Genomic DNA, 405 nt, shown 5'->3' with positions numbered 1-405 from the left:
GTCGTCTTCTCACTCACGGCGTTCCCCCGGCTCGGGCACCGGTCCGCCTGACCATCCCCCGTACCCAGGGTCGGTCAGGCCGCAGGGCGGAGGCGCACGGTGAGCGATCGGCCGCGCTGCTTGGCCGTCTCGTGGGAGTCCGCGAGGAGCGAGTGGGCCAGCTCGCGCAGGTCTGCCATCTGAGGCGTGACCTCGGCCAGGGTCATCTCCGTCTCGATCACGTCGAGGTCGAGACCCCACACGTCCTCGAGGACGCGCCGCATCCATCCGGTGGCGTGGTCCCAGCCCTCGCGGGGCGTCCCGGGCCCGTAGCCACCACCGCGGGCGGTCACCAGGAACGCAGGGGTGCCGGCGAGTGTCGTCGCGCCAGGACTGAAGCGGGGGTCGGTGGAGACGATGTCGTAC

General features: G+C 71.9%; 1 pseudogene. It reads right to left on the bottom strand.

Annotated features, from left to right (window positions below):
- Nucleotides 1-74 precede the first annotated feature (74 nt).
- Nucleotides 75-405, bottom strand: a pseudogene (locus I6F37_RS42790) (flavodoxin family protein); the annotation flags it as partial.

Source organism: Bradyrhizobium sp. NBAIM08 (assembly GCF_020193935.1).
Classification (GTDB): Bacteria; Pseudomonadota; Alphaproteobacteria; order Rhizobiales; family Xanthobacteraceae; genus Bradyrhizobium; species Bradyrhizobium yuanmingense.
This window is presented reverse-complemented; position numbering and strand designations above follow the sequence as displayed.